The sequence below is a fragment of the Bacillus sp. G1(2015b) genome (genome assembly GCF_001482475.1).
Lineage (GTDB): Bacteria > Bacillota > Bacilli > Bacillales > Bacillaceae > Bacillus > Bacillus safensis.
On record NZ_LKIC01000010.1, the window covers coordinates 178,500 to 201,958 of the forward strand.

Annotated in this window: 23 protein-coding genes; 2 read left to right on the forward strand and 21 right to left on the reverse strand. The window is 41.6% G+C overall.

Annotated features, from left to right (window positions below; all coding sequences use genetic code 11):
* Positions 1-22: 22 nt before the first annotated feature.
* The 5 genes from AMR95_RS07740 to AMR95_RS07760 form a co-directional block, all read right to left on the reverse strand.
* Positions 23-976, reverse strand: coding sequence for an aromatic acid exporter family protein (locus AMR95_RS07740; RefSeq protein WP_058838014.1), 954 nt, complete (start codon positions 974-976; stop codon positions 23-25).
* Between the two features lie 119 nt (positions 977-1,095).
* Positions 1,096-1,818, reverse strand: a complete 723-nt coding sequence (locus AMR95_RS07745) for an amino acid ABC transporter ATP-binding protein (protein ID WP_034280282.1) — start codon at positions 1,816-1,818, stop codon at positions 1,096-1,098.
* Positions 1,811-2,467, reverse strand: a complete 657-nt coding sequence (locus tag AMR95_RS07750) for an amino acid ABC transporter permease (protein WP_039179807.1) — start codon at positions 2,465-2,467, stop codon at positions 1,811-1,813. Before AMR95_RS07750 ends, AMR95_RS07745 begins: the two co-directional genes overlap by 8 nt.
* Before the next feature lie 114 nt (positions 2,468-2,581).
* The gene (locus AMR95_RS07755; RefSeq protein WP_041086095.1) at positions 2,582-3,346 is read right to left on the reverse strand and encodes a transporter substrate-binding domain-containing protein; all 765 of its coding nucleotides are present in this window, start codon (positions 3,344-3,346) and stop codon (positions 2,582-2,584) included.
* A 195-nt stretch (positions 3,347-3,541) separates the two neighbouring features.
* The gene (locus tag AMR95_RS07760) at positions 3,542-3,979 is read right to left on the reverse strand and encodes a BrxA/BrxB family bacilliredoxin (RefSeq protein WP_024428021.1); all 438 of its coding nucleotides are present in this window, start codon (positions 3,977-3,979) and stop codon (positions 3,542-3,544) included.
* Between the two features lie 169 nt (positions 3,980-4,148).
* Here AMR95_RS07760 and AMR95_RS07765 point away from each other — a divergent pair, with 169 nt between their 5' ends.
* The gene (locus AMR95_RS07765) at positions 4,149-5,042 is read left to right on the forward strand and encodes a YegS/Rv2252/BmrU family lipid kinase (protein ID WP_058838015.1); all 894 of its coding nucleotides are present in this window, start codon (positions 4,149-4,151) and stop codon (positions 5,040-5,042) included.
* A gap of 14 nt (positions 5,043-5,056) precedes the next feature.
* On the opposite strand, the gene AMR95_RS07770 is transcribed toward AMR95_RS07765, so the two are convergent.
* From AMR95_RS07770 to AMR95_RS07810, 9 genes are all read right to left on the reverse strand, one after another.
* On the reverse strand, positions 5,057-5,350 hold the full coding sequence (locus AMR95_RS07770) for a YesK family protein (protein WP_058838016.1): 294 nt from the start codon (positions 5,348-5,350) through the stop codon (positions 5,057-5,059).
* 67 nt (positions 5,351-5,417) lie between these two features.
* Complete coding sequence (locus AMR95_RS07775) at positions 5,418-6,671, reverse strand: dihydrolipoamide acetyltransferase family protein (protein ID WP_058838017.1); 1,254 nt, start codon at positions 6,669-6,671, stop codon at positions 5,418-5,420.
* A 19-nt stretch (positions 6,672-6,690) separates the two neighbouring features.
* Positions 6,691-7,674 (reverse strand): alpha-ketoacid dehydrogenase subunit beta, encoded by a 984-nt coding sequence (locus tag AMR95_RS07780; RefSeq protein ID WP_024422925.1) that lies wholly within the window; start codon positions 7,672-7,674, stop codon positions 6,691-6,693.
* Positions 7,675-7,686: 12 nt separating this feature from the next.
* Positions 7,687-8,679 (reverse strand): thiamine pyrophosphate-dependent dehydrogenase E1 component subunit alpha, encoded by a 993-nt coding sequence (locus AMR95_RS07785; protein WP_039179824.1) that lies wholly within the window; start codon positions 8,677-8,679, stop codon positions 7,687-7,689.
* A 17-nt stretch (positions 8,680-8,696) separates the two neighbouring features.
* Entirely contained in the window at positions 8,697-10,121 is a 1,425-nt protein-coding gene (lpdA, locus tag AMR95_RS07790) for a dihydrolipoyl dehydrogenase (RefSeq protein WP_058838018.1), read from the reverse strand.
* The gene (gene buk / locus AMR95_RS07795) at positions 10,111-11,232 is read right to left on the reverse strand and encodes a butyrate kinase (protein ID WP_058838019.1); all 1,122 of its coding nucleotides are present in this window, start codon (positions 11,230-11,232) and stop codon (positions 10,111-10,113) included. Before buk ends, lpdA begins: the two co-directional genes overlap by 11 nt.
* 33 nt (positions 11,233-11,265) lie before the next feature.
* Complete coding sequence (bcd, locus tag AMR95_RS07800) at positions 11,266-12,360, reverse strand: branched-chain amino acid dehydrogenase (RefSeq protein WP_003215658.1); 1,095 nt, start codon at positions 12,358-12,360, stop codon at positions 11,266-11,268.
* Between the two features lie 26 nt (positions 12,361-12,386).
* Complete coding sequence (yqiS, locus tag AMR95_RS07805) at positions 12,387-13,280, reverse strand: phosphate butyryltransferase (protein ID WP_047202267.1); 894 nt, start codon at positions 13,278-13,280, stop codon at positions 12,387-12,389.
* Between the two features lie 123 nt (positions 13,281-13,403).
* A complete protein-coding gene (locus AMR95_RS07810; RefSeq protein WP_047202268.1) occupies positions 13,404-15,476 on the reverse strand; it encodes a sigma-54 interaction domain-containing protein in 2,073 nt (690 codons plus the stop codon).
* A gap of 149 nt (positions 15,477-15,625) precedes the next feature.
* On the opposite strand from AMR95_RS07810, the gene AMR95_RS07815 reads away from it, so the two are divergent.
* Positions 15,626-15,862: a DUF2627 domain-containing protein gene (locus tag AMR95_RS07815; protein WP_039179838.1), complete on the forward strand. Its 237-nt coding sequence runs from the start codon at positions 15,626-15,628 to the stop codon at positions 15,860-15,862.
* 35 nt (positions 15,863-15,897) lie between these two features.
* On the opposite strand, the gene AMR95_RS07820 is transcribed toward AMR95_RS07815, so the two are convergent.
* The 7 genes from AMR95_RS07820 to ahrC form a co-directional block, all read right to left on the reverse strand.
* A complete protein-coding gene (locus AMR95_RS07820) occupies positions 15,898-16,635 on the reverse strand; it encodes a glycerophosphodiester phosphodiesterase (RefSeq protein ID WP_058838020.1) in 738 nt (245 codons plus the stop codon).
* A gap of 226 nt (positions 16,636-16,861) precedes the next feature.
* Positions 16,862-17,962, reverse strand: coding sequence for a Rap family tetratricopeptide repeat protein (locus tag AMR95_RS07825; protein WP_039179845.1), 1,101 nt, complete (start codon positions 17,960-17,962; stop codon positions 16,862-16,864).
* Complete coding sequence (locus tag AMR95_RS19220) at positions 17,950-18,147, reverse strand: hypothetical protein (RefSeq protein ID WP_039179847.1); 198 nt, start codon at positions 18,145-18,147, stop codon at positions 17,950-17,952. The genes AMR95_RS07825 and AMR95_RS19220 overlap by 13 nt, the downstream gene beginning before the upstream one ends.
* 271 nt (positions 18,148-18,418) lie before the next feature.
* Positions 18,419-19,222: a sporulation transcription factor Spo0A gene (gene spo0A / locus AMR95_RS07835; protein WP_024422935.1), complete on the reverse strand. Its 804-nt coding sequence runs from the start codon at positions 19,220-19,222 to the stop codon at positions 18,419-18,421.
* 285 nt (positions 19,223-19,507) lie between these two features.
* Complete coding sequence (gene spoIVB, locus AMR95_RS07840; RefSeq protein ID WP_058838021.1) at positions 19,508-20,785, reverse strand: SpoIVB peptidase; 1,278 nt, start codon at positions 20,783-20,785, stop codon at positions 19,508-19,510.
* A 200-nt stretch (positions 20,786-20,985) separates the two neighbouring features.
* The gene (recN, locus tag AMR95_RS07845; RefSeq protein ID WP_058838022.1) at positions 20,986-22,719 is read right to left on the reverse strand and encodes a DNA repair protein RecN; all 1,734 of its coding nucleotides are present in this window, start codon (positions 22,717-22,719) and stop codon (positions 20,986-20,988) included.
* Between the two features lie 33 nt (positions 22,720-22,752).
* Entirely contained in the window at positions 22,753-23,202 is a 450-nt protein-coding gene (ahrC, locus tag AMR95_RS07850) for a transcriptional regulator AhrC/ArgR (RefSeq protein WP_024422938.1), read from the reverse strand.
* Between the last annotated feature and the right edge of the window lie 257 nt (positions 23,203-23,459).

Below are 23,459 nucleotides of genomic sequence, written 5' to 3' on the forward strand. Positions count from 1 at the left end.
TGAAGGAGGAACTCATGCGTCTCTATTCTTTCATCCCTTTAAAATAGCTTTTCAGTACTAAATATTGTTCCATTTCACCGAGGAAATGAAAGAGTGCCGCTCTTGCCTCAAATTCTTCTCGTGTTTGCGGGAGCGGAAGTGCGTCGAATTCTTCTTTCATATCAATGAGACGTCTTAAAAACTTATGCGCTGTGTTCCCTGGGTGAATATGTTCGCGTAAGTCTCTAATGTATTCTGCAATGATTTGTCCATGCTCCGTTGTGACGGAAATCGACGTAATTTTGGGCAGCACACGCTCAATGATTTCAAATTGCTTTTGTCTCATGTTGAAATAATGATAGTACAGGTTTTCATGTCTTAATACATGGTTTTCAACATCACGATACGCGAGAGCTTTTGCTTCTTTAATCAATTGATGTGTCTCTGGTATTTCTTTTCCTGTCCAGTCTTGCTTCCCTGTCATTAAGTATTGCTCGATTTCCTCAAAAATTTTAGCAAAGTTGGCTTCAATCTGTTCGCTGTAGTGTTTGAGTTTTTTATCAACACTAGGCATATAGAGGTTCATAATCAGCGCTACCCCAACACCAATGGTAATCAGCAGCAATTCATTCCAAATGAGATGCGGGGTAATCCCGCCAGACATGTATAAATGGAGGATGATGACTGAACTTGTGACAATCCCTTCTTTAATTCGAAGCAGAACCGTTGTTGGAATAAAGACAAGCAGCATCAAACCGATCACAAAAGGATGATACCCGATCAGATCGAAAAATAAATAAGAAAATAAAATAGCAAGACTGCATGCTGCAAAGCGGGCTCCCGATGCTAAGAGTGATCTTTTCTTTGTCACCTGAATACACAGGATCGTAATAATCCCGGCAGCTGAATAATTTTGCAAGCCAAGCAATTGTGCAATATAAATAGCGATCGCTGTTCCTAATGCTGTTTTCAGCGTTCGGTAGCCGATTTTAAACATGATGTGATTCACTCTTTTCTGTCTTGTTTCCATTCACTTTTGTGAAATGATGAACTTTTTTTACTTTCCCCATTATAATCAAAAAAAGAAGGAGATGTTAAGTCTCCTTCCCTTTTTCTTTATAATATTTTTTGTAAGAAGTCCTGCGCACGCTGTGAAGACGGTGATTCAAAAAATTGTACAGGGTTTGCATCCTCTACAATTTTCCCGTCATCCATAAAGATCACACGGTCAGCCACTTCTTTTGCAAAGCCCATTTCATGTGTGACGATGACGAGTGTCATTCCAGATTGAGCCAGCTCTTTCATGACCTCTAATACTTCCTTGACCATTTCTGGATCTAGGGCAGACGTTGGTTCGTCAAACAGCATAATGTCTGGTGTCATTGCAAGCGCACGTGCAATCGCCACACGCTGCTTTTGACCGCCGGACAAACGGTTCGGGAAATCATCTTTTTTCTCTAGAAGCCCTACCTTTTTGAGCAGGTCTTCAGCTTGCTTGATGCTGTCTTCCTTCGATTGATTCTTCACATTCATTGGCGCATACGTAATATTTTCCAGCACGGTTTTATGCGGGAACAGATGGAAATGCTGAAATACCATTCCGATGTTCTCACGCACTTTTAGTGCATTCGTTTTTGGATTGGTGATTTCGGTGTCCTTAATTGTTATTACACCGGAAGTCGGCTTTTCAAGTAAGTTGATGCAGCGGAGGAAGGTCGATTTTCCTGAACCAGATGGTCCAATAACCGCAACAACTTCCCCTTCTTTAATGGTCGTGTCGATCCCCTTTAAAACTTCGTTTTTACCAAAAGATTTTGTGAGTTTCTCTATTTTAATCATTTGATTTTAACTTCCTTTCCACCGATTTGCCGACAAAGGTGAGAACAAGCACGATGACATAATAGATAAGACCCGCAAAAATAAGCGGTTCAAGATAATTATACGTGACGGCCCCAGCTTGATAGGCTCGTCTCATGACATCACCCAGTCCGATGACTGTTACAATCGCTGATTCTTTTGTCAGTGTAATCGTTTCATTCACAAGTGCAGGTGAAATATTTTTAAACGCCTGCGGAAGCAATAAGTCCTTCATCATTTTAGCATAAGGGATGCCTAAAGCAACGGCCGCTTCTTTTTGACCTTTATCAATGGCATTAATACCCGCACGAATAATTTCAGATACGTATGCCGCGGAGTTGAGTGAAAATGCCGCTACAGCAGCCCAGTATTGATCGATTTGGAACCCAAGAAGCTGAGGCAGACCAAAATAAATAATGAGCAATTGAAGCACAAGCGGTGTGCCTCGGAAAATTGACGTATAAAAGTCTGCAATCCAAATGAGCGGTTTAAACACACTAATTTTACAAAGCGTTAATAATATTCCTAAGATAAATCCAAGGAAAAGGGATACCACTACAATAGAAAGTGTGACCTTAAGCCCTTCTAGAATAAAGGGCATCTGAGGTATTACATCTTTAAAATCAAACATGACATTCTCCTTTTTTTTGCCTTCATACAAAACAGGAAAAAAGTTCAACACGAGTTGAACTTTTCAGCGCTTTTCTACTTGATTTTCTTGAATGACGCTGATCCTTTTCCTGACTTACTTTTCATCAGCAAACCATTTTTTAATTAATTTATCAAGTTCACCATTATCTTTCATTTCATTTAATGATTTATTAAACTTCGCTGTTAAGTCGCTATTTTTCTTGAATGCAATGGCTGAACCTTCGTTTGAGCTGTTCAATCCAAATGCTTGGAAGTCTTTTTCCTTTTTCAAGTAACCAGCAGCTACTTTATCTTCAATAATTGCTGCATCAAAACGGCCTGCTTTGATCTCTTGAATGATATCAGAAATTTTATTACGGTCTTCAACTGTAAGGTTATATTTCTTTTGCAATCCATTTGCTTCATCTTGTTGAATAGAACCTAATTGAACGCCGACTGTTTTGTCTTTTAAATCTTTCTCTGCTTTAATACCGCTAGATTTCTTTGATACAACCAAGTTTTTAGCATTGTAATAAACATCAGAGAAATCAACTTGTTTTTTACGTTTTTCTGTAGGTGTCATTCCTGCAAGGACAATATCAGCTTTGTTCGTTTTAAGGGCTGATACAAGGCTAGCAAAGTCCATATCTTGAATTTCTAGCTTGTAGCCGTTCTTTTTCGCTAGTGCTGTTGCAAGATCTACATCAAAACCGACAATTTTATCTCCGTCTTTTGATTCAAATGGCGGATAATCTGCTGATGTCGCCATCACGAGTGTCTTGTCATCTCCTGATGCGTTTGAATTATTAGAAGAAGTTCCGCATGCTGCGAGTGCAGCTGCAAGACCAGCTGTCATAAGTAATAATAACCACTTTTTCATATGATGATGCCTCCCAGTATTTAAAATCATGTATTGATTTGAATATTTATTCACTATAATGTATTTTAAACACTTTCTTTTTAAGATGCAATAGTATTTTGCTAAAATTATTTTGATTCTATTGTCTTATAAAACAAAAAGCAGACCGATCTAAAGACCGGACTGCTTTATATTTATTCATTCAAAAGTCATATGTTAGATTTCTTCGCAATGCTCATCAAAAGCGGCTTGTAGTTTTGACACGACTTCCATTGGCTCATGCCCTTCAATTTCATGACGCTCGACCATTTTGATGATTTTTCCATCTTTTAATAAGGCAAAGGATGGTGAAGATGGTGGGAAGCCTTCAAAGTATTCACGAGCTCTTGCTGTTGCCTCTTTGTCCTGCCCAGCAAACACTGTCAGCAATTGATCTGGACGCTTATCGTAATGAACAGAATAGCCGGCAGCTGGTCTTGCAATACCGCCTGCACAGCCGCATACTGAATTCACCATGACAAGTGCCGTTCCTTTTTTAGTCAGTGCTTCGTCTACTTCTTCAGCTGACGTGAGCTCAGTGTAGCCTGCCTGCTTAATTTCTTCTCTCGCTTGTTTTACAATATCATTCATAAATAAATTAAAATCAATATTCATGTCCGTCCACTCCTTTAGCGTACCATAACCATTTTAACTCCATCATAACAAGGAAAACGCCTGCGGGCAAATGTGTTGTCTTATCCATCGCCTCTTTTTCCGAACATCGTTTATGAGCTGTCAAATTGGGGAAAAGTGATGATAAAGAGATGAAAGGGAGAACTGCGTGATGGCACAATTCAAAAAAGCGATGCTCATTTATAATGGAAATGCTGGACAAAAAAACATGGAAAAAACACTCGGTCAAACAGTGCCTCTTCTTTCTCTACATATTGATGAACTCATTCTTAAACCAACAAAGCAGCCAAATGATGCTTATAATTTCTGCCGTCATATTGATGAGACGGTGGAATTGCTCATCATATTAGGCGGAGATGGTACCGTGCATGAATGTATGAACGGTATTGGCGGCTTAGAAAAAAGGCCCGCTGTAGCGATATTACCAGGCGGGACATGCAATGATTTTTCTAGAACACTTGGTATTCCTCAACAGATGCAAAAAGCCGCTCAAATGATTGTAGACGGCAAAGAGAAAAAGGTCGACTTAATCAAAGCAGAAGATCGATACGTGTTAAACTTTTGGGGAATTGGGCTGATCGCAGACACGTCCAACAACATTAACGACAAGGAAAAAGCCGTACTCGGTAAAATCAGCTACTTCACAAGTGCCCTGCGCACACTGCAGCAAACAGATCCTTTTCACGTACGGATTGAGACCGAAGAGGAAAGCTGGGAAGAGGAAGCAGTCATCGTTCTTGTCATGAATGGACATTTTATCGGTACAAATAAAATTGATTTGCCTAATGCATCCATTGATGATGGAAAAGCTGAAATCTTAATTTGCAGAAATACAAGTTTCTCTGCTTTAAAAGAAATCTTCTCAATGAACCGGGAAGAGCTGGAGGATTTCACCGGCGATCTGTCTCTCATTCAAGCGTCCAGTATTCGTATCCACACAAAAGAGGAAATGGATGCTGATACGGATGGTGAGGTTTATATGAAGGCTCCCTCTTCTTTAGAAGTGTTAAAACAGCATTTGACCTTTATTGTTCCAGCAGAATAAAAAAATGCCCGACATCATTTTGATTCGGGCTTTTTTTTGATATAGCGTCTGTATAAATATTCAAGTGCATATCCGAGAAGTGTACCAGCGAGAAGTGATATTCCTAAAAAGCTATTGGCTGCTCCTTTGAAGCCACCGACAATCAGCAGACAGTACACGATTTGAATGATTGAAACGATCGATATGATAAGCAGTAATCGTTGAGGATGATTGCGTGATTTAGAAATGTACCGCAGAAAAGCGAAGGCAATCGCTGTGATAAACATGAGACCAATCGTTAGAAAAGCAAAAAAATCTAGTCCAGACATATCATCGCTCCTTTCTCCTAGATGTGGAAATCCCCCTCTCATGCCGGGAGGGGGAAAATGAATTGTTTTAATAAACAGATGTTTGCTCGTCGATGCCTTCAAGGATTTGTTTAATTCGCTGAAGGAATCTGCCGCATACAAGACCGTCTAGTACTCTGTGATCTAATGAAAGACAAAGATTGACCATGTCTCTTGCCGCAATCATTCCGTTTACTATCATTGGACGCTTCACGATCGATTCTACTTGTAAAATCGCCGCTTGCGGATAATTAATGATTCCCATTGATTGTACTGAACCAAATGATCCCGTGTTGTTGACAGTGAATGTACCGCCTTCCATATCACTTTGCTTGAGCGTTCCTTGTCTCACCTTAGACGCCAGCTCATGAATTTCTTTGGCGATGCCCTTAATGGTCTTTTCATCCGCATCCTTAATGACTGGAACAAAAAGCGCGTCATCTGTAGCGACAGCAATCGAAACATTGATCGCTTTCTTCTGCACAATTTTATCTCCAGCCCACATACTGTTCATTTCAGGGAATTCCTTTAAGGCCTGAGCCACTGCTTTGACAAAGAACGCAAAGAACGTCAAGTTAAAGCCTTCTTTTGCTTTAAACTGATCCTTCAGCTGATTTCTTCTTGTCACTAGATTTGTCACATCGACTTCCATCATCGTCCATGCATGCGGAATTTCATGTTTGCTTCTCAGCATATTGGCCGCAATTGCCTGCCGGATCGGCGTGACTGGCAGCTCAACATCACCAGGCATGGAAGGGATGGCAGGAGCCGCTTTTGCTTGAGTCGGCTGCGCAGGCTCCGGTTGAACAGCACGTTCATTGACAGGTGCTGTCTTCTCTTTGACGCCGCCGTTTTCAATAAGCTGCAGCAAATCCTTTCTAGTAATTCGGCCGCCTGCTCCCGTACCTTGAACAGCTGCTAAATCAATGCCATTCTCATCTGCTAAACGAAGAACGGCTGGAGAGTAACGTTTCTTTTGACTTTGATTCTCATTTGTTTGATCTGCTTCAGGCGCTTTGCTTTGCTCAGGTGCTGCTTCTTTCTCGCTCTGCTGCTCTCTTCCTTCAACTTCAATTTCACAGAACACTTCTCCTACTTGCAGCGTTTCGCCTTCCTCAGCCGATAGTTTTGTAATCGTTCCTGTAAAAGAAGACGGGACTTCTGCGTTCACTTTATCCGTCATGACTTCCGCAATCGGATCGTATTTATTCACATGATCGCCAGGTGAAACGAGCCATTTGCTAATAGTTCCTTCTGTTACACTTTCACCTAGCTGAGGCATTTTCATTTGTTCAATTGCCACTTTGAAACCCTCCTCTTTCTTAAAACGCCGCTAGCTCTCTCATTTCAGCTTCTACCTTATCCGGGTTGACCATGAAGAATTTCTCCATTGTCGGCGCATAAGGCATTGCCGGAATATCTGGTCCTGCCAGGCGTTTGATTGGTGCGTCTAAATCAAATAAGCAATGCTCCGAAATGATTGCCGCAACCTCACTCATGATGCTGCCTTCTTTTGTATCTTCCGTTAACAGAAGCACTTTCCCTGTTTTAGAAGCCGCTTCTATAATCGCTTCCTGATCAAGCGGGTACACTGTTCTCAAATCGAGAATATGAGCAGAAATGCCGTCTTTTGCAAGGCGGTCTGCTGCTTGCAGCGCAAAATGCACACAAAGGCCATATGTAATGACCGTAATATCATCGCCTTCACGTTTCACATCTGCTTTTCCAATCGGAAGAGTGTAATCCTCTTCAGGCACTTCTCCCTTAATAAGGCGGTATGCACGTTTATGTTCAAAGAACAATACAGGATCTGGATCACGCACTGCAGCCTTTAAAAGACCTTTGACATCATAAGGTGTAGAAGGCATCACAATCTTCAAACCAGGCTGGTTAGCAAAAATCGCTTCGACCGATTGTGAATGATAAAGTGCCCCGTGTACTCCGCCTCCGTATGGTGCGCGGATGACCATTGGACAGCTCCAATCATTATTTGATCGGTATCTAATTTTTGCAGCCTCTGAAATGATTTGGTTGATTGCAGGCATAATGAAATCCGCAAATTGCATTTCTGCAATTGGGCGCATTCCATACATCGCTGCCCCAATACCTACACCAGCAATGGCTGATTCTGCAAGAGGTGTATCCATGACGCGCGCTTCTCCAAATTGCTCGTAAAGACCCGCTGTCGCTTTAAATACGCCGCCTTTTTTCCCGACATCCTCTCCGAGCACAAACACTTTCGGATCTCGTTCCATTTCTTCTTTCATCGCCAGTGTAATGGCGTCTATATATGACATAACAGGCATTTTTCTTCCCCCTTACTCCGCATACACGTAACGAAGTGCGCTTTCTGCCTCAGCATAAGCTGCGTTTTCCGCTTCATCAGTGGCTTCGTTTACGATTTGCATGATTTCTTTTGTCATCTCTTCTTTCATTTCAGAAGTCATGACGTTTCCTTCGATTAAATACGTTTCATATTGGATGAGCGGATCTTTCTTTCTTGCTTCGAGCACTTCTTCTTTTTCTCGATAGCTTGAGTCATCGTCATCACTCGAATGCGCAGTTAAACGGTAAGAGATTGTTTCAATCAATGTCGGGCCTTCGCCTCTAGCCGCACGGTCTCTCGCTTCTTTGACAGCGGCATATACTTCAAGCGGATCATTTCCATCTACAGTTACGCCAGGCATCCCATATCCAATCGCACGATCTGAAATGCGTTCACAAGCCACTTGTTTGTCATATGGCACGGAAATCGCGTACTTATTGTTTTCACACATGAAAATAACAGGCAGTTTATGCACAGCAGCGAAGTTAGCGCCTTCGTGAAAATCTCCTTGGTTTGATGAGCCTTCACCGAACGTGACAAAGCTGACAAAGTTTTTCTGCTCTAATCGTCCAGCAAGGGCAATTCCCACCGCGTGAGGAACCTGCGTTGTTACAGGTGAAGATCCGGTCACAATTCGATTTGCTTTTTGTCCAAAATGCCCAGGCATTTGTCTTCCGCCTGAGTTTGGATCGTCTTGTTTTGCGAAACCAGACATCATTAAATCTTTTGCTGTCATCCCAAAAGCAAGGACAACCCCCATATCACGGTAGTAAGGTAAGACGTAATCTTCTTCTCTATTAAGGGCAAATGCAGCACCGACTTGCTGCGCTTCCTGCCCTTGACAAGAAATGACGAATGGAATTTTACCTGAACGGTTTAATAGCCACATCCGTTCATCGATTTTTCTCGCTAGAAGCATTGTTCTATATATATCAATTGCTTGTTCATCTGATAATCCTAATTCCTGATGACGCATGTTACTCATCATGTTTCCCTCCTTGATTAAAAATGGATCGCCTTCCCGTCAACAGCAAGGGCTGCCTCGCCAATCGCCTCTGATAAGGTCGGATGCGGGTGTATCGTCTGCCCCACTTCCCATGGGGTTGCATCAAGTACTTTGGCTAATCCAGCTTCAGATATCATATCTGTTACATGAGGACCAATCATATGAATTCCTAAAATATCATCTGTCTTTTGATCGGCAATGATTTTGACGAATCCATCAGACTCCCCGTACACAAGCGCTTTTCCAATCGCCATAAATGGGAATTTCCCTATTTTGACTTCAAAGCCCTGCTCTTTTGCCGCCTGTTCAGTGAGTCCAACACTAGCGGTTTCTGGGTGAGAGTAAACACATTTAGATACGAGCGTTTCATCGAGCGGCTTTGGATCTTTCCCAGCCATATGTTCAACAGCAATCATACCTTCGTGGGAAGCGACATGTGCCAGCTGAAGCCCGCCAATGACATCTCCTATTGCGTAAATATGCGATTCTTTCGTTTGATAATGTTCATTCACGACAATGCCTTGTTTTTCGGTTTGGATGTCCGTGTTTTCAAGACCTATGCCTTCGATATTAGGTACTCTGCCGACTGAAAGAAGGAGTTTTTCCGCTTCAAACGTCTGAATGTCTCCATCCTTTTCCGCTTGAATTGTCACGAGATTTTCCTGCTTTTCTACGCTCTCTGGCAGTACCTTCGCATTTGTCACAAAGGTGATGCCTTTTTTAGATAATAGTTTTTCCATTTCTTTAGAAATGTCATGATCTTCTGTTGGTAAAATACGGTCTGCAAACTCAATCACAGTGACGTTCACACCAAAATCATTGAGCATAGACGCCCACTCGATTCCGATCACTCCGCCTCCGACAATGAGCATCGACTGCGGAAGCTCTGGCAGTTCAAGTGCATCATCTGATGTGAGGATGTGTGTTCCATCTGCTTCAAGCCCTGGCAGCACCCGCGGTCTTGAGCCTGTTGCGATGATGACCTGCTTTGGAATAAGCATTTCATTTTCCTCTCCATTTGCCATTTCTACGGAGATCGTTCCTGGCATTGGCGAAAAGATAGATGGGCCAAGAATACGGCCAATTCCTTCATATACATCAATTTTCCCTTGTTTCATTAAGTGTTTGACGCCGCCTGCTAGTTTTTCGACAATCTCTGTTTTTCTTTTCTGCACACTCGCAAATTGCAAGGCAATGCCGCCTGCCTCAACACCAAAATCAGCTGCGCGTTTGACGGTTTGATATACTTCTGCACTTCTGAGCAGCGCTTTAGACGGAATGCAGCCTTTATGAAGACATGTTCCGCCGAGCTTTTCTTTTTCTACAACTGCTGTTTTCAATCCAAGCTGTGAGGCACGGATGGCTGCTACATAGCCGCCTGTGCCTCCACCAAGAATGACGAGGTCATATTCAGTTGCCATGACTTGTCACTCCTTTCTTTTCCTGTTGATCATTTGGGTATTCTTTCGGTGATTCTTCTTCTTTTAAAATACGAAGCGCACCTTCCGCTAACGATTGCAGCTCATTTTCACCTGGATACACGACAACATCTGAAATCCAGTCAATATAGCCGCGAATACTTGATGTAATTTGTTTGCTGTACGCAAGTCCGCCTGTTAATACAATGACGTCAACTACTCCTTTTAAAACAGCGCTAGCCGCACCAATTTCCTTGGCAATCTGATAGCACATTGCTTCATAAATGAGCGCCGCACGCTCATCACCTGCTTCAATCATGCGTTCCACTTTTACAGCGTCTGTCGTGCCAAGATAGCCCGCTAGCCCGCCTTCACCAATAATGCGTTTGAGCATTTCCTCTTGGGTATACTCACCCGAAAAACAAAGATTTACAAGATCACCTGTCGGCAAGGTTCCCGCACGCTCAGGACTGAAAGGACCTTCGCCATGCAGACCGTTATTGACATCGATGACTTTCCCTTTTTCATGAACACCAATGGTGATACCGCCGCCCATATGAGTAATAATCATGTTTAAATCTTCGTAACTTTTTCCAAAAGAAGCCGCTGTTTTTCTTGCGACCGCTTTTTGATTTAATGCATGAAAGATGCTTTTTCTTTCGATCGTTGGCAGCCCTGAAATACGAGCAATTGGCTTTAGTTCATCCACCACAACTGGATCGACAATAAAAGCTGGGATATTCAGGCCAAGTGCGATTTCTCTCGCGATGATTCCGCCGAGATTAGATGCATGCTGGCCGGCATATCCTTCTTTTAAGTCTTTCACCATTTGCTCATTGACTTCATATGTGCCTCCTTCAATCGGACGAAGAAGACCGCCGCGCGCGCACACTGCATCAAACTTTGAGATATTCATCCCCTGTTCATGCAGTGTTTTCAAAATGGTTTCTTTTCGGAAAGAAAATTGATCAATGATATGAGGAAACGACTTTAATTCCTCATCTGTATGTCTAAGTGTCGTTTCAAAAATAGAACGTTCATTATGAAACACACCGATTTTTGTTGAAGTAGAGCCAGGATTAATCGTGAGAATACGCCATTCTTTTGTCAGCAAAAACAAAACCTCCGTTTCAACTCATTCTTCCAATTAGCGACGACTTAAAATATGTTGACCATTTTGCAAGAATTGACTTCTTGATTTGCGCATTCTTTCAATTCGCTCTTCAGCCAATCGGTCTGCCGCTTTATAAGTTGGAATGGCATCACGGTTTGAAATTTCAATCACACGTTCAATATTTTGATAAATGCCTTCGACTTTTTTCATCGCACGATCTGCATTATAGCCATAAAGCTCATCAGCCACGTTAATCACACCGCCTGCATTGATCACATAGTCAGGAGCATATACAATCCCCATTTCATGGATAAGGTCTCCGTGATGCGTTTCTCTTAGCTGGTTATTTGCAGCACCTGCTATCACTTTTGCTTTTAACTTAGGAATGGTTACATCGTTAATGGTTGCACCAAGTGCGCACGGTGCATAAATATCGCATGCTTGATCATAAATATCGTCAGGATCGACTGCTTTTGCGCCGAAGTCTTCAACAGCTCGCTTGACAGAGTCTTTGTTGATATCTGTGACAATAAGCTGTGCGCCTTCTTCGTGCAGATGTTTACACAGATTGTAGGCCACATTTCCAACACCTTGGACAGCAATTGTTTTTCCTTCTAATGAATCTGTACCGAAAGCAGCTTTGGCAGCGGCTTTCATCCCTTTATATACACCGTAAGCTGTGACTGGAGACGGATTTCCGGATGAACCAAATGCAGGAGAGATCCCTGTGACAAAATCGGTTTCTTCATGAATGAGATCCATATCTTCTACCGTTGTACCGACATCTTCCGCTGTAATATAGCGGCCATTCAGCCCTTGAATGTAACGACCAAATGCACGGAACATTTCTTCGTTTTTGTCTTTTCTCGGGTCGCCGATGATCACTGTTTTTCCGCCGCCAAGATTAAGTCCTGCTGCCGCGTTTTTATAAGTCATTCCTCTTGCTAGACGCAGTGCATCCTCAATAGCTGCTTCTTCGTTTTCATACGTCCACATTCTCGTTCCGCCTAGTGCAGGCCCAAGTGTTGTATCATGAATTGCAATAATCGCTTTTAAGCCAGACTGCTCATCCTGACAAAATACAAGCTGCTCATAATCGTATCGTTCCATATATTTAAAAAGTTCCATTGTGTTATTCCTCCTATTACTTCCGCTTAATTTGATGTACAGATGGCAAGCGCAATTGAATAAAGCTTACTTTCAGCTGAATCAGACCGGCTTGTTAAAGCAATCGGCGCCTTGGCTCCTGCCACCACAGCTCCCACCTTCGCATGTGCAAAGTAGATGAGAGATTTATAAAGAATGTTTCCTGCCTCAATTGTTGGCACAAGCAAAATATCTGCATGGCCGGCTACATCACTCGTAATATTTTTATGAGAAGCTGCCGTTTGAGAGATAGCATTATCTAAAGCAAGAGGCCCATCAATCAGGCATCCAGAAATTTGCCCCCGCCGATTCATTTGCGCAAGACTTGCCGCAGTTAAAGTTGAATCCATTGCCGGATTCACGACCTCGACCGCAGAGAGCACTGCAACCTTTGGCATGTCGTTTCCGACAGCTTGTGCTACTTGAACAGAATTGATCGTAATCTCTTTCAGCATATTTAAATCGGGCGCGATGTTCATCGCAGAATCTGTGACATAAATAAAGCGGTCAAAGCCCGGTACTTCGAATGCTGCGACATGTGATAAGACACTTGCTGTCCTGAGCCCATATTCTTTATTCAGTACCGCTTTTAAAAGAACGGCTGTCGGGACATGCCCCTTCATCAAAATATCTGCATGCTTCTCGCTCACTGCCTGCACGGCTATTTTGGCAGATTCTTCGGGAGAATCTGAATGAATAATATCTATCCAGTCCTCATCGATTTCATGCTGTTTCACTAGCTCCTTCAGGTTGCGTTTGTTCCCAACCAGGAGAAAGCGAGCGACCTTTCGCTTAATTGCCATCTTGATGGCATGAAGCACTTCTTCGTCTTCTGCATGAGCCACAGCCGCCGTTTTATTCTGCAGCTGGGCGGCTTTCATAATCAGATCGTCAAGCTTCATATATGCCCACCTTTCCTTGTGCTCGGTTCAAGTTTTATATGCAAGTTACGTGCCAGTTTGAAATACAGTAAAATGAGGCAGTTCGCATGCCATTCGTGCAATCTTTTGCAGTTTACATGCATTTTATTGCATGCTATCTTTTGCAAGTTGATATTTATCCATTTTATAGTAAAGGTTCCGTATGCTGATCCCTAACGTTTTCGCTGTTTTCGTGCGATTGAATTGATGCTTTTCAAGGGTTTGTTTAATCAGCTGCGCTTCAAATGCCTCAACAGCATCCGAAAGCGTCTCTCCCTCAAATTGACTGACAGCCAGTTCCTGCTGCTCTTTTTCTTCCTGATCTTCAGACTCCATGAAAGAAATATGCCCCTCATCAATCCATTCTTCTTGCGGGTTTAAAAAGATCATGGCTCGTCCAAGTACATTTTCAAGCTCTCTTACGTTTCCAGGCCACTTATATGATCGCAGTCTATGAAGCGCCTGTTCTGTTAACCCGCGCACATTCCGTCCATAGTCTAAATTGATCTTTTGGATGAGACGTTTGCTTAACGAATCAATATCCTCAAGGCGCTGCCTTAGCGGCGGTATAGAGATCGGGTATCTGTTCATGCGATAATATAAGTCCTCTCTGAACTTTCCTTCCGCCATCGCTTTTTCAATATTGACATTTGTCGCCGTGATGACACGAACATCGACTGGTATGGCCTTTGTTCCGCCTACTCTTACAATTTCTTTCTCCTGCATGACGCGCAGCAGCTTCGCCTGTGTACTTGGCGTCATTTCACCAATTTCATCTAAAAAAATGCTGCCTTGATTCGCCTCTTCAAACAGTCCTTTTTTCCCGCCGCGCCTTGCACCAGAAAACGCTCCTTCTTCATAGCCAAAAAGCTCTGACTCTAAAAGGGTCTCAGATAAGGCTGCACAGTTGACCCGTACAAAGCGATTATATTTTCGGTCACTTTCATTGTGAATGGCGTGGGCAAACAGCTCTTTTCCAGTACCTGATTCTCCCCGGAGTAAAATGGTGGCTGGCGTTTTTGCGCCTAGCTTTGCCTGCTCCAGTGCCACAAGCATTTGCTCACTTTCTCCAATGATGTCTTCAAATGTGTACTTTGCTTCAAGTGTCCGGATAAGCTGCCTTGCTTTATTTAGTTCATTCGTGAGTGATTGAATTTCTGATACGTCATGAATGACGCCGACACTGCCTTTTAAGATGCCATCAACGATGACTGGCGCTACGTTGACGATCACATCTTTTTTATTCGGCCCGACTTTCATTCTGACGCCTCGGACCGGTCTTCTTGTTTCAAGCACCTTCAAATGCATGCTTTCTCCTTCAGAAATATCTGCACCTGCAGGTTTCCCCACAACTTCTTTATCTGTTAATCCAGTCATTTTCGTATAAGCTCGGTTAATCAAAATCCCTTTTCCCTGCTCATCAACAACCGATATGGCTTCATCTGACGATTGAATGATCGCCTCCAGCATGGTTCGCACTTCTTTAAGGTTCGTTACTTCCTCCGCAAGCTCAACGGCATCTGTAATATCTTTAAAGATGGATAAAGCACCTAGCATTCTCCCCGCGTCATCAATAATTGGCAAACGCGTTGTGACAATTTGTATTTGCTGGTTCAGAAATTGTTTTTGATTAAATTCTGGCTCTCTCGATCTTAAAATGTCGGGAAGTTTTGTGTTTGGGATCACTTCTCGTATGTCGCGGCCAATCGCATCTTTTTGCGAACATCCAACCATTTTGGCCGCTGATCGATTAAACAGGACGACTTCTTCGTCCATGTTTATAAAAATCATCCCATCGTTCGTTGCATTAAAAATGCGGTCATGCTTATAGGTTTGTTCCTTTAATATTTGAATTAGCTGTTGTTTTTCTGACATTAATTCTGATATGACGTAAGCCATTGAACTTGGAACAATGACAGCATGCTCCGGCTTTTCTTCCATCAGCTCTTTCAGCACTGCTGAACTGCCCGTTGTTTCAATGATGATATCAATGTCATCTTTTATGTATTCTTTCCAATCCGTTGTCGTATCAATTCCATTCTTTTTCGCTTCTGCCATCCCCGGTGCCTCAAGATCAAGGTCGGCGATCGCAATGATTTGAATCATATTTGTTTTCAGCAATGTTTCTAGCAATGCTGATCCACCCTGTCCTGCACCGACAATCAAGACTCTCTGCATCCCGTTACCCCTTTATATGAAAAAATTTGCACACCATATTTTTCCGTTGCAAAAAATTGCACAACTCTTATATTACCACGTTTTCCTTTCTTGACAAAATATTTTTTGAATTAGACAATGGAAGTAAATGACGTTTAAGGGGACATTTGATGGGGAGAATACTTGCACTAGTGATTATTTTAATACCTGGCGCGCTTGCTGCACTTGGGATTAAGCTGCTGCGTGACACTGTTTTCGGCATCATCATTGCACCATTTCCATTTTTATGGCTGCAAGGAATTGCAGGGTTGTTATTTTTAGGGGGAGGGCTTTATGTAGTGGCTGGCTTTATTTTATATAGAGACCGTAAACGAAATAAAGTGACTGCTCGCTTTAAGCAGAGATAAAACGTGAAAAAAGACCCGCTGATGATAGCAGGTCTTTATTTCATTTCTTCTCTTATTTTCACGGCTCGGTCAGGAAAATCAGTGAAAATGCCATCGACACCTAAGGAAAACATGTTTTTCATTTGCTTTTCACTGTTTACTGTAAACGGCCTGATTACTTGCTGAGATGCATGGAGAGTTGACACAACCTCTTTGGTCACGCCTGCACCCTTAATATTTGGATGATAGCCTCTTGCTGGTACTGTTTTTATATACATCTCCGGCTGATGAATCACATCCATTGTGAGTACAGCAAGTTCAACATGCGGCATCAGTTTGTGAAAAAGAGCTAAACTGCCGTGATGAAACGATGAAACAAGTACACGATCTTCTATTTGAAAATGCTCGATTTGCTTTTTTACTTTCTCCTCGATACCTGGATATCGATAAATGGAGTTTTTCAGTTCAATATTAATGATCAATGATGATTGCTGCGTCACTAGCTCTAATACTTCCTCTAAAAGAGGAATGGATACAGCACCGGTTTCTTCATAAAAAGAATGACTCGCATCTCCCGCTTTTAATTCTTCATATGTATGGTCTTTCACTAAACCTTTCATATTCGTGGTTCTGTTCAGTTTCTCATCGTGAATGACAGCAAGTCTGCCGTCTTTCGTCAGCTGAACATCCAGCTCAATTCCGTCAGCTCCCGAATGGAGTGCATGCTCGAAGGCTATCATGGTGTTTTCAGGATAAATGCCTTTAAAGCCTCTGTGTGCAAAAATTTTCGTCATAGGTCACCTCTAATATGATGCTTCCTTTCATTATGACGTGTCTTTTTTCGTTTTTCCAGTTTTGAGCACATAAAAAAACCTCTTCTGATTCGCATGAAGAGGTTGACAGATAAATTCGATCACGTAATCGCTCTGATGGCTTGCTCTGTCGTCTCTGCGTCAAGAGCAAAAAGGGAAGAAACAACTGCGACTGCTGTAACAACGGTTACACCTAACAACAACTTTTTCATAAGATAACCTCCACTTTCTTTTGAAGTATTTGTGCATCGAATTTCTTTTCAAGAAAACGAATGGCATTTTGATAATCATTTCGTTCCTTGAAGTATTTCGATATTTGTTCAGACAAATCCTCAAGCTCCACATATAATCTATTTTTTTCTATGTAGTCTAATTTTTCAGAGAATACGTCTGCTGCCCCACTATTCTCGCACATCAAATCCAAAATTTCAAATTTTACTATATATTCATTATTTTGGATATCGCAGCTATACAGAATACCCTCTTTAATATATTCCCTCGCCTCTTGATCTCCTAGATGCACTAAGGCGTTTGCCAGAACATATAAAGATTGGATGTAATAATGACTATTGTCACGGTGAATTTGAATGCCCATTCCTTTTTTTGCATAATGTGCGCTTTTTTCATAATCATGCTTTGCATAATAAAGAACAGCTAAATTGTGATAGCATTTCCCAATCAGCACTTCATTGTTAATGCGCTTACTTTTCTCAAGTGCTTCTTGATACTTCTCCTCTGCTTCATCGAATTGGAACAAATCAATACAATTACTTGCATGTAAAATCAAGCTGTCAATTGCCTGCGCTGTATACTCTTCATGCGCTTTAAATGTATCGATGGCTTTTTTAATATGATTAATGGATATGAAATTTTGTTTCAGTTCGTAATAAATTGAAGCAACCTTATGGTGAAAAGTTCCTACTTCAAGGTCTTCATTCACACGTTTTAGCCGCTGTTCTGCAATTTTGTAAAAACTAATAGCTTCATCATACTTTTTCACATATGCAGCATATTGGCCTTTGTAAAAGTAAAAATAAAAATTAATAATGTCATCTGCCTTCTCATCGAGCGTTCCGACACTTTTCATAATTTGATTGGCTTTTTCAATATTTCCAAGTAACATTTCATGTCTGCCGTCAACAAGCTGATAATAAAGGAGAACTTCACGGTCTTCATCTGTATTTTTTAGCAAATTCTGAATTTTCTCTTTATAGATAGCAGATTTTTCTAAGTCATTCTGAGAAATGACCCTCGTCCACTTGCTAATTTCGTTCGCTACCTCAGCAGAGTGGATTTTCAGCTTTCCCATAACCTCACCCTCTTCTTTTCATTATTATAGCATAGTAAAAGAATGTGAAAATTATTAAATTCGACAATGGGAATATTCAGTTCAAATGGCACAATCTCTAAGAAGCCAGTGACTTTAAAACGCCAATCAATCAGGTCAATAGAAATAGAACTTTCGATCTCGTTTGCTTTAATTACCATTTCCATAAGACCTTTTCCTCTCATCCTTTTTCTTACGAATGAGCGTTTTCTTCTTCTATTTTGAAGACTTCATGATCGATTGGCGCAGCTGATTACCACTACTTTATGTCTTTTTTATTTTTTTCATGCTTTATTTTTCATGTTATTCTGAAAATAAAGCAGCCCGTTTGTCCAATTTAAACATTAAGATGATTTTATCAACCTAACCAATTTTTGACAACATGTTTCAAAATAAAAAAACGTCTCAATGAAGAAACGTTTTTTCATGAAAAATAAACTAGCTAGCTCTATGCTCTAATCGCAAACGATCAGCTACCATGGCAATAAATTCTGAATTGGTTGGTTTCGCTTTTGACATGCTGACAGTATAACCAAAGAGTGAGGAAATGGAATCAATGTTCCCTCTGCTCCAAGCGACTTCAATGGCATGACGAATCGCCCGTTCCACCCTGCTGGCGGTCGTGTTAAATTTCTTTGCAATGTCTGGGTACAACACTTTAGTAATGCTTCCGAGAAGCTCAATGTCATTGTACACCATAGAAATCGCTTCTCTTAAGTATAAATACCCTTTAATATGAGCGGGCACGCCAATCTCATGAATAATGGTCGTAATGCTCGCATCTAAGTTTTTACGTTTCGGTTCAGGTTTGTTGCGAAGAACACTGTTTTGGATTGATGAAGAGCGATGGGTAACTTGTGTGCCGTTTCCACTGACTTGACGAATATGACCTACTAGGTTTTCCATATCAAATGGCTTTAAAATGAAATAAGATGCGCCCAAATCAACTGCTTTTTTCGTGACATCTTCTTGTCCAAAGGCCGTTAGCATAATCACACTTGGCTGTTTTGTCATTTCATTGTTTTCACGGAGGCGTTCTAGTACAGCAAGACCGTCTAAATGAGGCATAATAATGTCTAAGAGGAGAACGTCGGGCTCTTTATCTTTAAATAATGTCAGGCATTCCTGACCATTATACGCCACGCCAAGTACTTCCATATCTTCCTGTCCCTCAATGTACTCTGTCAAAAGGCCAACAAGCTCTCGATTGTCATCAGCTACACACACTTTAATTTTCTCCACGTTCTTTCCTCCCCAATGTCGATTCCTTTAGTCTTTTGCATTTCTCTTCTGAGTGTTCAATTCGACAAAACCATGCTATCCCCTTTAAAAAACTTTAATTTTCCGAATAATAGAGCATTATCTAGCTTTTTCTATGTTTTTCTTAAAGAATCGACGATTATTGCAATTTGACAACATGCTTTTTTCCATTTTGTCGAAAAATCTCTTTTTCCTTATTTTATAACATGATGGAAGAGAAAGAAAGGGTAGAAAAAAACTGCCGGAAGATTCGCGGCAGTTAAATGATCAGCTTGCTTTTTTGTTTTTTTGATAAAGGTCGATTCCTGCTTCTGACAGCATCCATTCAATGTGTACGCCGTACCCGCTAGTCGGATCATTGACGAATACGTGTGTGACAGCTCCAATGACTTTGCCATTTTGAATGATGGGGCTTCCGCTCATTCCTTGGACGATTCCGCCCGTTTTGCTTAAGAGCCGCTCATCTGTTACCTTTAATACCATTCCTTTAGTTGCTGGGAATTTCTGCGGTGTTGTGCTGACGATTTTAATATCAAACTTCTCCACTTTATCATGATCCACAACGGTTAAAATTTCTGCTGGGCCTTCTTTTACTTCATTTGATAAAGCGACTGGAAGTGGTTTATCTGCTACATGATTTTCAAGCTTTTCGGTTAACGTACCAAAGATACCAAAAGGGCTGTTGCGGGAGATATCTCCTATTGTTTTTCTTTCAGAAGAGAATCTCGCCAATTTTTCTCCAGGATTGCCTCCTGTACCTTTTTCAATCGATGTCACGGTTGATCTGACAATTTCACCATTGTCGACAACAATTGGTTTTTTTGTATCCATGTCAGAAATCACATGCCCAAGGGCACCATATTTTTTAGATGAAGGTTCAAAAAAGGTCATCGTGCCGATTCCTGCTGCAGAATCACGAATGTAAAGACCAATTCGATAGATGCCTTCACTTGCATCTTTTGCGGGTGTTAATGTTGTTTGAAAGGTTTTATGATCTCTCTTTATGAGCAAACGAAGCGTTTCACCCGTTTTCCCTGCTTTCTGAATAAATGGGGTGAGGTCATTCATTTTCTCCATTTTTTGACCATTGATTTCAATGATCATATCCCCTGATTGAATGCCTGCGGCTTCACCTGGTGATTTTTTGCCGTCTGCTGTTGTGATTTGATGAAAACCTACAACGAGAACTCCTACAGAGTGGAGCTTGACGCCAATGGATTGTCCTCCAGGAACGACTTTTAATTCAGGGAGAACATCAACTTTTGTTTTCTTAATAGGAAATCCTTTAAAATCATAAACAATTTCGGCTTTTCCCGCCTTTTGTCCTGTAATATCCAGCTGATTCTCTTTCTCTGATAGGCTAAAGGCTGGCGAAGAAGCAGTGGCTGACGCTTCAATCGATGTGTCAATTGAGTGCTTCTGTTTTTCAAATACAGCAACATTTGTTGGAATGCTGATGTATTCCTTCACTATGCTCATAAACCCTGTACTTATTAAAGAAACAAGGAGAATCACACCAATGGCTTTTCTCATCTTTTCGGGCATTCATTTTTCACTCTCCTCGCTCCTTACCCACACCAGAACACTCATGTTTTGGCTACATCTTTACTTTTGCCTTCTTCGAGAGGATTTATAACCGGCAGCTTTAGAAAATGATTGGATAAATTGATAAAAGAAAAAGACGATTTTATGGGTATATACGCCGGCTTTTACACAACATATAAAAAAGGCAGCTGATGATTCAGCTACCCTGTTGTTTTGACATCATTTGCTTGGTGCAATAGTTCTTTTGCGTGCTGTTTTGTCAGCTCAGTGACTTCCACACCGGCAATCATCCGGCCAATTTCGCTCACTTTTTCTTCATGACTTAATGGTTTGACACTCGTCAGTGTTCTGCCCGCTTTCGAGCGTTTCGAAATGAAGAGATGTGTGTCTGCCATTGCGGCTACTTGAGGCAGATGTGTAATGCAGAGCACTTGTGATCCAGATGCTACTTTGTAAATTTTTTCAGCAATGGCTTGTGCGACTCTGCCGCTGACGCCTGTATCAACTTCATCGAAAATAATGGATGTGACGTCTTGTTTGGCTGAGAAAATACTCTTCACAGCGAGCATGACACGTGAAATTTCTCCACCTGAGGCTACTTTCGATAAAGATTTCATCGGTTCGCCTGTATTTGTAGAAATGACAAATTGTGCTTGGTCGATTCCATTTTTCCCGAGCTGGACAGGTTTTCCGTCTAATAGCGGACAATCGGTGCTTCCAAAAGGCGCATATCGAATAGAAAAAGCTGTGTCAAATGAAGACTTCTCCATATACAAATCCTTGAGCTCCGTTTGGATTTGCTTCGCTAGCTTTTTGGCCCATTTTTTACGCAGCTCCGAAACGTTAAGTGCTTCCAGCAGGGCATCACGGCTCATCGCATCCAGTTTATTCTTGAGCGTCTGCAGATGGCTGTCTCGATTTTGAATTTGATCTATTTCTTCTTCAATCTTCGCCGCATACTCCAAAATTTCCTCAACGGTTGAGCCGTATTTTCGTTTTAACTGCTTCATTTCATTCAGCCTGGATTCAATAAAATCAAGACGAGCCGGATCAAATTCTAATTGATCCAGCATGCTTCGCATTTGGAAAGTTGAATCCTCTAATAAGTAGTAGGAATTCGATACTTGTTCAGATAGCTTTTTCAAATCATCATTGATCTCAGACACTTGCTCAAGCTCGCTTGAGGACATGCCAACCCAATCTAGTCCTCCTTGCTCATTACGCAAGGCGTTATACGCGTTTTGAAGTGAGGAATAGATTTTTTCGTAGTTGCTGATTTGATGACGCTCTTCCTGAAGCCGCTCATCTTCTCCCGGCTCTAACTGCGCTGCCTCAATCTCCTCTAGCTGAAATTGCAGTAAATCTAAGCGGTGCACCATTTCCTGCTCATTCTCGGACAGCTGTCTTAGCTTTTGAGCCGTTTTCATATATTGATCATATGCTTCTTGATACTGCAAGAGAGCCGGTGCAATTTCTTCTGCTCCAAATTGATCGAGCAAATGCAGATGATTTTCATCTTCCATAAGCAGCTGGTTATCGTGCTGACCATGTATATCAAGCAAAAGCCGTCCTACTTCACGTAAAAGTGAGATGGTGACAAGCTTTCCATTAATCCGGCAAATGCTTTTCCCGCTGTTGTTAATATCACGGCGGAGGATCATCATTTCATCTGATGCGTCAATTCCCTGCTCTTCGCATAGAGCAAATACAGGATGATCGGCTGGTACAAGAAAAAGCCCTTCCAGCTCTGCTTTTTTTTCACCGTAGCGGACAAATTCAGAGGACCCTCTTCCTCCCACGAGAAGTGAGACAGCATCAATCATGATGGATTTTCCGGCACCTGTTTCCCCTGTTAGGACTGTGAGTCCTTTTTCAAATGAAACCGTTAACTCTTCAATGATTGCAAAGTTTTTAATGGTTAGTTCTGCTAACACTCATTTGACACCTCTTTTAGTAAACCTGATTCTTTATAGAAGCTCTAAAATTTTGCTCGAAACTGTCTCTGTATCATCTGGGGTGCGGCAAATGATTAAAATGGTATCATCTCCGCAAATCGTCCCCATAATTTCTTCCCAATCTAAATTATCCATTAAAGCACCTATCGCCTGAGCATTACCCGGCATTGTTTTCAGAACAATTAAATGACTGGCAGCATCCATTTTAATAAATGCATCCATTAGGGATCGTTTCAGCTTTGACAGCGGGTTAAACCGCTGATCCGCAGGAAGACTGTATTTATATGTTCCATTATTCGTCGGAACTTTCACTAAATGTAATTCTTTAATATCTCTAGAAACGGTCGCTTGTGTGATATTATATCCATCGGCTTTCAAAATATCGACCAATTCATCTTGTGTTTCGATCTCTTGGCTTGCAATGATTTCTCTAATTTTAATATGCCTTTGACCTTTATTCATATTTGACCCCCCTAGGCGTTTTATTCTCAGTTTGTCTTTACGTTCTATGTTATATGATGCACACTTCAAAAAACAAGCATTACGTGAGATCCAGCCGATTCTCGTCTTTTGACCATGTAAAAAGGAATAATAGCGAGTTATTATTCCTTTCAGCGTGTAGACAAACCCTCGCATTCGGTGTCAGTCCTGCGCGCTGGTGCTCACGAATGTCAAATTCGCTCCGCTCCAGTGCTCGAACTTCCTAGACTTCAAAGGTT